The organism is Arsukibacterium sp. (genome assembly GCF_018402695.1).
Taxonomy (GTDB): domain Bacteria; phylum Pseudomonadota; class Gammaproteobacteria; order Enterobacterales; family Alteromonadaceae; genus Alishewanella.
This window is the reverse complement of the sequence record NZ_JAGYIM010000025.1, coordinates 46,036-58,059: the sequence shown is the minus strand read 5'-3', so window position 1 is coordinate 58,059 and position 12,024 is coordinate 46,036. Positions and strand designations below refer to the sequence as shown.

At 50.3% G+C, this 12,024-nt stretch carries 10 protein-coding genes and 1 pseudogene; 5 read left to right on the top strand and 6 right to left on the bottom strand.

The features are described from left to right. Positions 1 to 21 precede the first annotated feature (21 nt). The 5 genes and pseudogenes from phoU to KG631_RS18220 all read right to left on the bottom strand — a co-directional run bounded on the left by phoU (position 22) and on the right by KG631_RS18220 (position 5,260). Positions 22 to 732, bottom strand: a complete 711-nt coding sequence (gene phoU, locus KG631_RS18240; protein ID WP_214001084.1) for a phosphate signaling complex protein PhoU — start codon at positions 730 to 732, stop codon at positions 22 to 24. A gap of 44 nt (positions 733 to 776) precedes the next feature. Continuing rightward, positions 777 to 1,544: a phosphate ABC transporter ATP-binding protein PstB gene (pstB, locus tag KG631_RS18235; RefSeq protein ID WP_214001083.1), complete on the bottom strand. Its 768-nt coding sequence runs from the start codon at positions 1,542 to 1,544 to the stop codon at positions 777 to 779. Positions 1,545 to 1,572: 28 nt separating this feature from the next. Beyond that, positions 1,573 to 2,439 (bottom strand): annotated as a pseudogene (gene pstA / locus KG631_RS18230) (phosphate ABC transporter permease PstA); the annotation flags it as partial. Between the two features lie 125 nt (positions 2,440 to 2,564). Continuing rightward, positions 2,565 to 4,367, bottom strand: coding sequence for an ABC transporter permease subunit (locus tag KG631_RS18225; protein WP_214001081.1), 1,803 nt, complete (start codon positions 4,365 to 4,367; stop codon positions 2,565 to 2,567). Further along, the gene (locus tag KG631_RS18220; RefSeq protein ID WP_365869407.1) at positions 4,364 to 5,260 is read right to left on the bottom strand and encodes a phosphate ABC transporter substrate-binding protein; all 897 of its coding nucleotides are present in this window, start codon (positions 5,258 to 5,260) and stop codon (positions 4,364 to 4,366) included. Before KG631_RS18220 ends, KG631_RS18225 begins: the two co-directional genes overlap by 4 nt. Before the next feature lie 16 nt (positions 5,261 to 5,276). Here KG631_RS18220 and KG631_RS18215 point away from each other — a divergent pair, with 16 nt between their 5' ends. The 4 genes from KG631_RS18215 to KG631_RS18200 all read left to right on the top strand — a co-directional run bounded on the left by KG631_RS18215 (position 5,277) and on the right by KG631_RS18200 (position 9,839). After that, entirely contained in the window at positions 5,277 to 5,423 is a 147-nt protein-coding gene (locus KG631_RS18215) for a hypothetical protein (protein ID WP_214001164.1), read from the top strand. 107 nt (positions 5,424 to 5,530) lie between these two features. Continuing rightward, positions 5,531 to 6,031 carry an ACT domain-containing protein gene (locus tag KG631_RS18210; protein ID WP_214001080.1) on the top strand — a complete coding sequence of 167 codons (501 nt, stop codon included), beginning with the start codon at positions 5,531 to 5,533 and terminating at the stop codon, positions 6,029 to 6,031. Between the two features lie 143 nt (positions 6,032 to 6,174). Then, positions 6,175 to 8,310, top strand: a complete 2,136-nt coding sequence (ppk1, locus tag KG631_RS18205) for a polyphosphate kinase 1 (protein ID WP_214001079.1) — start codon at positions 6,175 to 6,177, stop codon at positions 8,308 to 8,310. Continuing rightward, complete coding sequence (locus tag KG631_RS18200) at positions 8,307 to 9,839, top strand: exopolyphosphatase (protein ID WP_301003997.1); 1,533 nt, start codon at positions 8,307 to 8,309, stop codon at positions 9,837 to 9,839. The genes ppk1 and KG631_RS18200 overlap by 4 nt, the downstream gene beginning before the upstream one ends. Before the next feature lie 43 nt (positions 9,840 to 9,882). On the opposite strand, the gene KG631_RS18195 is transcribed toward KG631_RS18200, so the two are convergent. After that, positions 9,883 to 10,767, bottom strand: coding sequence for a patatin family protein (locus KG631_RS18195; RefSeq protein ID WP_214001078.1), 885 nt, complete (start codon positions 10,765 to 10,767; stop codon positions 9,883 to 9,885). 199 nt (positions 10,768 to 10,966) lie between these two features. Between KG631_RS18195 and arsB the strand changes: the two genes are divergently transcribed. Further along, positions 10,967 to 11,983: an ACR3 family arsenite efflux transporter gene (gene arsB / locus KG631_RS18190; RefSeq protein WP_214001077.1), complete on the top strand. Its 1,017-nt coding sequence runs from the start codon at positions 10,967 to 10,969 to the stop codon at positions 11,981 to 11,983. Positions 11,984 to 12,024 lie beyond the last annotated feature (41 nt).

The window sequence follows — 12,024 nt, the reverse complement described above, 5'->3', positions numbered from 1 at the left end:
AGCGAGCCAGTTTCGAAAAAGTCAGCTGCGGGCTTCTTTCTCAAGGGTTTCTTCTGAGCTGTGACGAACCACTTTACCTTTAACAAAAAAGATAATGTATTCAGACAGGTTCTTACAGCGATCACCAATCCGCTCCAGCGATCGGGCCGACCAGAGTACATTCATAATCTTTGGAATGGAGCGTGGGTCTTCAATCATATAGGTCATTAACTGGCGGGTGATAGACTCGTATTCGCGGTCGACTTTTTTATCTTCTTTATGCACTGTCAGCGCCGCTTCCACATCCATTCTGGCGAATGCATCCAGCACATCGTGTAACATCTGACCGACATGCCGGCCCAGATTGTCCAGATTAACCAGTAAATCCTGCTGCGCACTGTTAAAAGATTCCAGCGCTACCTTGGCAATACGCCGGGTTTCATCGCCAATCCGTTCCAGATCAGCAATAGTCTTTAAAATTGCCATGATCAAGCGTAAATCACTGGCCGCTGGCTGGCGCTTAGCAATAATCCGGGTGCACTCCTGATCTATCTGCAATTCCCAGTCGTTTACCTTTAAGTCGTTCTGAATGACTTGTTGCGCCAACTCGCTGTCGCTATTGGCAATGGCCTCCAGGGCATCAAACAGCTGTCTTTCAATTAAGCCGCCCATCGCCATCACGTGGTTACGAACCTGCTCTATCTCTTCGTTAAACTGACTGGAGATATGCTTTGATAAATTTAACTTGTCCATTGAATGACCCTTGCTGCTAGTAAATGTGCTGTCTGCTGAACCTGCTAACCAAAGCGTCCGGTTATGTAATCCTCGGTGGCGCGCTGGCTGGGATCAGTAAACATTTTATTTGTTTCATCAAACTCTATCAGCTGGCCCATGTTTAAAAAAGCGGTGTAATCCGACACCCGGGCAGCCTGTTGCATATTGTGTGTCACTATAACCAGAGTATAGTGCTGTTTTAAGTCGTACATCAGTTCTTCAATCTTCAGCGTTGAAATCGGGTCTAACGCTGACGCGGGCTCGTCCAGTAACAGCACTTCCGGTTCTATCGCTATCGCTCTGGCAATAACCAGACGCTGTTGCTGACCCCCGGATAAATTAACCGCACTGTCATGTAACCGGTCGCGTACTTCTTCCCATAATGCGGCTTTACGTAACGCCGACTCAACCAACTCATCCAGCTGACGGGCCTGCTTAATACCCTGTAAGCGTAGGCCAAAAGCCACATTTTCGTAAATGCTGTGAGGAAAGGGATTCGGCTTTTGAAAAACAATACCCACCCGACGCCTGAGCTCGGCCACTTCAACCGCAGCATGGTAAATATCCTGACCATCCAGCAGCACCCTGCCCGTTGTTTCAGTGTCTTCTAATAACTCATTCATCCGGTTAAAACTGCGCAATAAGCTAGACTTACCGCAGCCTGACGGGCCGATAAAGGCGGTAATTTTATGCTCAGGAATGCGCAAATTAACTTGCTGCAACACGGTTTTATCGGCAAATTTCAGCGATAAATCGTGCACTTCCAATTTTGCGGTAACCTCTGCCGTCATATCCTACCCTACTATTGTTACAGTTTTATTACTCTGAGACCGACTGGTGGCGATAGCGCGAATTTAAACGCTTGCGCAAGCGATAAGCCGTCAGATTCATTATAAATATTAAGGTGATCAGCACCAGCACTGAGGCAAAGACCAGCGGCTCAGCCCGCTGCGCGTCGGGGCTTTGTAAACCGGCATCATAAATATGCATACTTAGACTGGTAATTTTCTGTTGCAGCTGCAGATAGGGAAATTCGCTGCTTAGCGGCAGCGAAGGTGCAGATTTCACCACACCGACAAACACCAGCGGCGCGACTTCACCGGCGGCGCGGGCTATCGCCAGCATCAACGCCGTTACCATCGCCGGCGATGCCTGGGGTAACACAATTTTCCAGATAACTTCTGCCTTGGTTGCGCCCAGGGCGAAACATCCCAGCCGCAGATTTTTTGGAATGCCAGCCAGCCCCTGTTCAGTCGCCACAATTACCACTGGCAGGGTCAGGAGCGCCAGGGTTAAAGATACCCATAACAGGCCAGGCGTGCCAAAGGTTGGTGTCGGCAAACTGTCACGATAAAACAGATTGTCGATGCTACCGCCAAGAAAATAAACAAAAAAACCGAGGCCAAACACGCCAAACACAATAGAAGGTACTCCCGCCAGGTTGTGCACAGCCACCCGGATCAGGCGGAGCAGCGGCCCCTCTTTGGCATACTCATGTAAATAGACTGCCGCCAATACCCCTAATGGTGTCACCAATACCGACATCAGCAGCACCATCAGCACCGTACCGAGTATCGCCGGAAATATACCGCCATCGGCCGATGAACCACTAAGGAATTGCCACCAGTTAACCAGATATTGCAAGAGTTTGTTGCTAATATTGCCCTGCATATCGCCGGGCCAGAACACGCCGATACTTTGCACCACAATAAACGCCAGTAACCCACCCACCAGCAACAGGCTCAATGCTACTGCGCCGGCGTTTAACCAAATCCAGGGCGTACCCTGACGAAACCAGTTAGCGAGCATGGCTACAACCTCTGATACTTTTTGCGTAACCGCTGCCGGATAACCTCAGCGGCAGTATTAGCAACGAAGGTAAACAATAGCAAGACTAAGGCGGCTACAAATAACACTCTGAACTGACTGCTACCAACTGTCGCTTCAGGCAGTTCTATAACCAGGGTGGCGGTTAAACTGCGCAGTCCTTCAAATATATTAAAATTAGTTATCGGGCTATTACCGGTTGCCATCAGAATAATCATGGTTTCACCAATTGCCCGGCCAAAACCGACCAGAATGGCGGCAATCAACCCTGGTGCAGCCAGTGGCAAGCTGATCCGCAGCACAGTCTGCCATTGCGTAGCGCCCAGCGCCAAGGCGCCGCGGGTTAGCTGCGGTGGTACCTGATACAGCACATCATCTGCGATAGTGAAAATACCCGGAACCACCGCAAAACCCATCGCAATACCAATAACAAGCGCATTTCGTTGTTCATAAAAAATACCCAGCTGATCCAGATACAACCGTAAACCACCGGCAAATAATGTGCTGTCCAGACGGTGTGCCACGACAAATACTAAAATGCTCACCAACGCCAGCCACGCCATCAGTAGCAGTATTTCCCGTCCGCCACTACAATGTTGCCGCCAGCTAACCGGCAACCGGGGCCATAGCGCTGCCAGCGCCAGAATACTCAGTGGCAGCAATACGACCCATAGCAATAACGCCAACAGATGGCTTTCAATAATCGGTGCCAGCCAGACTGCGGCAATAAACCCCAGAATAACAGTAGGAAACGCCGCCATCAGCTCAATTAAGCCTTTAATCCGGCGACGCGGCCCGGCCGGCAGAAAACAAGCGGTATAAATGGCTGCCATTACAGCCAGTGGTGCGGCAAAAAGCATGGCGTAAAAGGCTGCTTTCAGGGTACCAGCGGTTATCGGAACTAATGAGAATTTCGGCTGGTAATCATCAGCAGCAGAAGACGTCTGCCAGACAAAATCAGGCCGGGCAAAACCTTCGTACCAGACGCTATGCCACAGGGTTTGCCAGTTTACCTCGGGGTGCGGATTATCGATGGCATAGGCATGCTGACTAGTCGAAGTGAACACGTTAAGCTGCTGATTATCTTCAGAGAATTCTAAAGCAGCGGCATCAGTAATACCGCTGGCATGTTGCCACAGCGGCCTGGCCATCGCCGAGTAATATAACGCCAGCCGGCCATCAGCCGCCAGCGTAGCGAAGCCCCGCCGGTTATGCTCGGGCGCTATATGGATTATCGCAGCCTGCTGGCCCGGCAGTTCCCGTATCAGCCGCAAATGGGCAGCGTTACTGTTCTCTGCCAGCAAAAACCACTGCTGCAGGCGGCCACTCTGATAACCGGCCAGCACTGCCTGATCTGCAGCCAGCCAGCGTAAGCTGGTCAGGGTATCGTTGGTTGCCGTCAGCTGCCACTGTTGTAAGCAACTCAGGCTAAATTTTTCTGAATAAAGACAGGCGTTACCGTCAGCTGTTGCCAGCAGCGTATAGTCGCCATTGCCGGAAACTGCCCTAAAGGCCGGTTCAGCTGACCAGCCAGAGGGGTGTCCGCCCGCGTCTGTCTGTTCAGGCGCGGACCGGTACTGCGTTAGCACCGGCGGCAGCGCTGTGCCGCTGACATCACGAAATAACGGTACCACTTCGCTGAATAAATAAATAAACAAGGCCGCCAGCATCAATACCACGCTGACGCCAGATAAACCAATTACTGCATGTAACAGCCGGTTGTACCAGCGCCGGCGACGCTGCAACCGGTATGAGTTGCGCTGTTTTAACGGCCGTGGCAGTGTCATAACGATGCCGGCCTTGCGGGTAACCCCAGCTCCTGACGCCAGAAGCGGATTTCCTCAGCGGGCAACGGTAAAAAGCCATCCTGCCCCACTAACTGCTGGCCAGTGGCAGACAGCACCAGATCGAAAAAGGCCTGCTCGTTTGCGGTCAACGGCTGGCCCGGCACCCGGTTAACATAAACATACAGCTGTCTGGCAAGCGGGTAGTCTCCGGCCAGGGCATTAGCGGCCGTGGGTGCAATCACCCTACCGTCGGCCGTAACTAACGGCAATACTTTGACCTCTTTCGTCGCATAACCAATCCCAGAGTAACCAATGCCAGCCACCGACTGACTTATCGCCCTGAGCATGGCAGACGACCCGGCCAGCTGGTTAGTACGGGCTTTGATATCGCCATTGCACAACACGTGCTGTTTAAAATAGCCGTAGGTACCAGACACTGAATTACGGCTATACAGGCTGACAAAACGTTGCTGCCATTGCCCGCTCAACCCCAGCTGGCCCCAGGTCGTTATATCATCTGGCGCGCCACAGCGCCGGTTTATAGAGAACATTGCATCCAGCTGGCTCAGGCTCAGCTGGCTTAACGGATTTTCGGGATGAACATAGATGGCAAGTAAGTCAATCGCTACCGGTACTGCGGTTGGTGGGTAACCAAAGCGCTCAGCAAACTGCTGTAATTCGGTCTGGCGCATAGTGCGGCTCATTGGCCCCAGCTGGGCGGTGCCCTCTATTAGTGCTACTGGCGCGGTAGAGGAACCGATGCTTTGGATCTGAAAATTTACTGCCGGGTGACGACGGCGATATTCTTCGGCCCAAAGCTGCATAACCTGTTGCAGGGTATCTGAACCAACGCTGGATAAGGTACTGTCAGATCGGGCGGCCACTTGTGGCACAGCGGCATTGCTAATAATGAGTATCAGCACCGGCAATATTGTTCGCCATCTGGTTGGCACCATTTGTTTTATACCCATCCTGTCTGACTTGCTGGGGCTATCTTATAACAGCAACGCACGACAAGACAGCAAACCAAAAATAATTTGTCAGGTAGCGTTTTAAAATCAGAAAGTTGTGTCTACACTCTAAAACACTTTTTAACGTTTATTGAGCATAACTTACCGCGTCAACGGCGGTTCAACCTATAGTGATAGTAAGGGAATATCGATATGAAGCAGTTAGTCCTTACCGTTATTGGTAAAGATAAAGCAGGTTTGGTAGAGCAGTTAGCCAGAGTCGTCAACGACCATAACGGTAACTGGATGGCCAGTAACTTAAGCCATCTTGCGGGTTATTTTGCTGGTATTGTGCAAATAGAAGTGGCAGAGCCAGACTTGGGCGCTCTGGTTACCTCACTGAGTGAAATCAGTGATTTAGACATTAAAGTGCAACAAGGTGAGCAAAGTGAGCTGAATAAACAACAGCAGTTACGCTTTGTGATAACCGGCAATGATCGCCCCGGCATCGTCCGCGAGCTATCGTCGGTGATTAAACATAAAGGCACCAATATCGTCCAGTTTTCCAGTAATAAACAAAGCGCGCCAAACTGGGGGGTACCGCTGTTTCATGCCGAAGCGACCGTGCAACTGCCTGCCGGCCTGAGTCGTGACGAAGTGATTAAAGCGCTGGAGGCTATTGCTGCCGATATTGTGGTTGATGTAGAAACCTGAGTAGGCCAAAAGCCCACTACTTAGACGATATCCACAACTCATGATCAAAACTGCACCCAGCTTATTGCTGGGTTGCGTGTTTCATCATTTTGTCACAAAAATGCCATAGTGTGCTTTGCAGGCAGTAAGCAGGAGCAATCAAAATGGATCAGCCGGCATCACAACACCCAAAACACGGGGCGCACCCTGACTACCCGTTATTTCCGCGCGAACTCAGCTGGCTGGCCTTTAATGGCCGAGTATTGCAAGAAGCAGCCGATACCCGTAACCCACCCATAGAGCGGTTGCGATTTTTAGGCATCTACTCGAATAATCTCGATGAATTTTTCCGGGTGCGGGTCGCGGATGTAAAACGGCGGATCCTGCTGAAGAAATATCAGACCTGGGAGCACGAAGACGCAGAAACCCTGCTGCAGCAAATTCAGCAGCAGGTAAAAGAGTTGGGCAAGCAGTTCAATAAAATTTATCTGGATATTCAGCTGGAGCTGCGCAAGCATAATATTGAGCTTATTGATGACAGCAAACTGACTGAAGCACAGTCTGCCTGGGTAAAAGCCTTTTTCCGCAGCGAAGTAAAACGGCATATTTCGCCGATTATCCTTTCCAGCACCGATAGCTCACTCAGCAAAATTCTGGAGGATAACACCACCTATCTGATGGTAGAAATGACCGGTAGTGGTAAGCCCGACTATGCCATTATTGAAGTACCCACGGCTGAAGTGTCACGCTTTATTGAATTGCCACTGCAATTGAATACCCGCAAAAAGAACGGCCACTACCGACGGCAGATATTATTGCTGGACGATATTATTAACCATTGTGCCAGTGATTTATTTAACGGTTTTTTTCAGTTCGATAGCATTTGCACTTTTTCTTTAAAGCTGACCCGGGACGCCGAGTACAATATCAGCGACACCCTGGATCAGAGCCTGATTGACAAAATGTCTAAAGGTATTCGCCAGCGTCTGAAATCGGAGCCAACCCGGCTGGTTTACGATGCGGCTATGCCCGAACAAATGCTAAAAGTACTGACTAAACAACTCGGTACCAGCTCTACTGATGCGCTGATTGCCGGTAGTCGCTATCGCAATTTTAAAGATTTTATTGGCTTTCCGAACCTCGGCCATCAGAGCATGGAATTTCCGCCGATGGAGCCATTGCCCAGCCCGGATTTCGAGCACTATCCCACCAGTTTTGATGCGATCCGGGCCACCGATATTTTGCTGTATTATCCGTACCACAACTTCAGTTATTTTACAGAATGGGTGCGTCAGGCGTCGTTCGACCCGAAAGTCAGCCATATTAAAATGACCATGTACCGGGTGGCTAAACACTCACGGGTTATTCATTCGTTGCTGGATGCGGTGCGCAATGGTAAAAAAGTCACCGTGGTAGTGGAGTTAAAAGCCCGCTTTGATGAAGAAAATAACATTAACTGGGCGCGGCGGATGACCGATGCCGGTATCGAAGTGATTTTTGGCCAGACCACCTTAAAAATCCACTCGAAACTCTGTTTAATTACCCGGCAGGAAAAAGGTAAAGCCATTCGCTACGGCCATATCGGTACCGGCAATTTTAATGAGAAAACAGCCCGTATCTACACCGACATGAGCCTGTTTACCTGCCATAGTGAAATCACCACTGAAATTGATCAGGTATTCGAATTTATTCAATACTCTTATCGGCCTTTCAATTTCCAGCATTTGATTGTCTCACCCACCTGGAGCCGGCCACGGTTACTTAGTTTAATTCAGCGCGAAATTGACTTTGCCACCAGTGGCCGTAAAGCCGAAATATTTTTAAAAGTGAATAATCTGGTCGATGAGGAAATCGTCCAGCTGTTATATAAGGCCAGTCAGGCCGGGGTCAAAATCCGGATGATCATCCGCGGTATGTGCTCCTTGTTGCCGGGGTTGCCGGGAAAAAGCCAGAATATTAAAATCATCAGCGTGCTGGACCGTTATCTGGAGCATGCCCGGGTTTACTTATTCCATAATGGCGGCGATACCGCGCTGTATATCTCCTCAGCAGACTGGATGACCCGCAATATTGATCAACGGGTTGAGGTTGGCGTGCCGGTATATGACAACCGGATTAAGCAGCAAATTATCAGCACGCTCGATATCCAGTGGCGGGATAACGTTAAGGCGCGTATTATTGACGGCAAACATTCCAACGCTTACGTTAAACGCGGTAATAAACGCAATCTGCGTTCCCAGCAGGAAATTTACCATTTCCTGGCGCGACAACAGGCGGTACAGGTTGATACAGAAAATTGACAGATCCTGAACAGACAGCGTCCTCGAACGCCGACTATATGGCGGCCGTTGATCTCGGCTCCAATAGCTTTCATATGGTTATTGCCCGGGTAATTGACGGTTCTTTGCAACTGTTGCACCGGGAAAAACAAAAAGTACAGTTAGCCGAAGGCCTGAATGATGAGCTGGTGCTGAGCGAAGAAGCCATTGAACGTGGCTTACAGGTACTGGCACAGTTTGCCGATACATTACAGCCTTTTGCGCCGAATGCGGTGCGGGTCATTGCTACCTACACCCTGCGTCGGGCCCGCAACTCTGCCACATTTTTGCGCCGGGCCAAAGTCGTTTTCCCGTTTCCGATAGAGGTCATATCCGGCCAGGAAGAAGCGCGCTTTATCTATCAGGGTGTGGCTCACTTTGAACATTTCAGCGCCAAACGGCTGGTAATCGATATTGGCGGCGGCAGTACCGAATTTGCCATTGGGGAAGGCTTGCAGCCACTGCGTTTAAGCAGCCGCAATATGGGCTGTGTCAGCTATGGCCAGAGCCATTTCGCTCAGGGTAAAATTAGCCCTCGGCGCTTTGAGCGTGCCATTTTGCAAGCCGAACAGGAGCTAGAGCCTATCGTCAGCAGCTTTCGCAATGCTGGCTGGCAGCAGGCTGTCGGCACCTCTGGCACCATTAAAACCATCAAAGATGTCATTAGTGGCCTGGGCTGGAATAACAGCAGCCTTCGCCTGAATGATTTAACCGCACTCAAACGCCATTTGCTGCAATATAATCATGCCAGTGAACTGGAACTAACCGGGTTAACTGACGATCGCAAGCTACTGCTCTGCCCTGGCCTGGCTATTCTGATTGCCGCTTTTAATATGCTGCAAATTGATGAGATGGTGTATGTCGATGCCGCGCTACGTGAAGGCGTGTTATATGAGATGAGCGAGCGGTTGCAGCATCACGATATCCGCGAGCATACTATCAGCAGCATGATGCGCCGCTATACCGTTGACGAGGCACAAACACAGCGGGTGCAACAAACCGCAGAGGCTTTGTTTAATCAGGTACAAGCGGCCTGGCAACTGACAGACGACGATGGTTTATTGCTTAGTTTTGCCTGTCGGGTGTTTGAAATCGGCTTACATATTAATTCGTCCGGTATTCAGAAGCACTCGGCTTATATTCTGCAAAACGCCAACCTGCCGGGCTTTAACCAGGAGCAGCAGCAACTACTCGCTTGCCTGGTACGCTTTCACCGGCGCAAAATCCGGGCAGATGAATTGCCCATTTTCAGTTTGTACCAGTTGCCCCAGGTAATAAACCTGCTGGTCCTGTTGCGGCTGGCAGTGTTACTGAATCAGAAGCGGCGCGACGATTTCGTGCCGGAGTTTACTGTCAGCGCCAGTGCTCAGCAATTGCAGCTGGTGTTGCCACCAGAGTGGCTGGCTCAGCAAAGTGTGTTATCGGCTGACTTGCAGCAGGAACAAAAAGCGCTGAAGAAAATTGCGTTCCGGCTCGACTGCCCGAACCTGCCAGAGACTGTGGTTTACTGAAGGCTTACCAATTTACTAAGGGCTTAGTAAAGCAGTAGTTATGTTAAGCCGTTGCCGCCTGACAGAGCTGCAACGACTCCCGGCTCGCCTTAACCTGTTGCAAGCCGCTTATCCGGCCCGCCTGATAACCCGCTTCCAGCTGCTGTGGATGCTGACAAAAGCGGCCAACAGCAAAATCTGCCGGCGGTGCAACCACCCGAACCCTGCAATCAGCAGGCGGTCTGGCAATAAAATCCAGTGCCTGATTATATCGTTCAGTTCTGCTTAATACAGCGCTGAACATCTGGGGATACTGTTTGAAAAACGGCTTCATAAGAACTGGCAGCCGGCTGGTACGTTTGCGGTAGCCTAAAGGTTGCGACAAAATAACAGTAATATCCCGGGCGCCCATAGCATAAGCTTTCAGCACCGGAATGGCATCAGCCAGGCCGCCGTCGGTCATCTGCTCGCCGTTAATTTGCGGAAAGTCCCGGTACATTAACGGAATCGCACACGAGGCCGGAAACAGCTGATGCATATTGTCTCCTGTCACCTCAAAATAATGCGCCAGCCCGGTACTGACACTGGTTGTTACTGCGTACAGCGGTACCTGGCGGCACAGATAGTGCTCAACATTGAGGGGAACGTCATCAAAAGAGGCATGCCATAACCAGCTGACATCGCAAAAATGGCCGCCTTTCAAATAACGACGCCAATTTAAAAAGTCAGCTCGTCTGGCGTGGTCCAGTAAAATTTGCCGGCTGCGGCCATGATCCCCGGCTAAATAACCAATTAAGTTAGTCGAGCCGGCAGAGACGCCAATGGCAAATTGAAACGGCTGATGTTGCTGCTCAATAAACGCATCCAGCACGCCAGCGGCAAAAATGCCACGCATTGCGCCACCTTCGACAACCAGTGCGGACGATTTTGGCTGGCTACAATTACTCATCGTACCTCCTGTTAATACTTTTTAGCCTAACACAGCCCTGCCGGGAGTTGTAGCTCAGATTTTAACCAGTTCTTGTAATTACTTTTCCGCAGACATTTCCGGGGCGAATGCGCTGACACTTCTAAGTAAAGCTAGTCATCGGTCTGCTTAATCTGTTTTAATCGCGCTATCATTTATTAAATTGCAGTCAGAACTTAGCATGGGCATTTTTGAACGTTATTTATCGGTCTGGGTGGGCTTGTGTATTGTCGCTGGCGTGCTGCTGGGCAATCTTTTCCCTGCAGCATTTCAAGCCATTGCCGCATTGGAATACGGCCAGATTAACCTGGTGGTGGCGGTGCTGATCTGGTTGATGATCTACCCGATGATGGTCCAGATAGATTTCAGTGCGATTAAAGATGTCGGTAAAAAGCCAACAGGCCTGATGTTAACGCTGGTAATGAACTGGCTGGTAAAACCCTTTACCATGGCCGCACTGGGCTGGTTGTTTTTTAAAGTGTTTTTTGCCGGTTTAGTCGACCCACAAAGCGCAAACGAATATATCGCAGGCATGATCTTACTTGGCGTGGCCCCCTGCACCGCCATGGTATTTGTCTGGAGCCAGCTGACCAAAGGTGATGCTAATTACACCCTGGTGCAGGTGTCAATTAATGACATTATTATGATATTCGCCTTTGCGCCTTTAGCCGCCTTGTTGCTGGGGGTAAGTGATATCGTGGTGCCCTGGCAAACCTTGCTGTTATCAGTACTGCTTTATGTGCTGTTACCGCTGGTCGCCGGGGTACTGACCCGCAAAAAACTGAACAGTGCTAGCAATGAGCAACGGATTGGCCAGTTTCTGGCAAACGCCAAGCCCTGGTCGATGATTGGTTTACTGGCAACCGTTTTACTGCTATTTGGCTTTCAGGCACAAACTATCGTCGCCAATCCACTGATTATTCTGCTGATTGCCATACCATTACTGATCCAAACCTACGGCATTTTTGCCATTACTTACATAGCGGCGATAAAAATGCGCCTACCGCACAACATTGCGGCCCCGGCCTGCATGATCAGCACGTCGAATTTTTTCGAACTGGCGGTTGCCGTCGCGATAGCCTTATTTGGTTTAAACAGCGGCGCTGCTTTAGCCACCGTTGTTGGCGTATTAGTCGAAGTACCAGTGATGTTATCACTGGTATATTTTGCCAATAGAACCCGGCACTGGTTTAGCTGAGCAACGCTGGCAACCTGCTTCACCAGACAACTAACACAGGA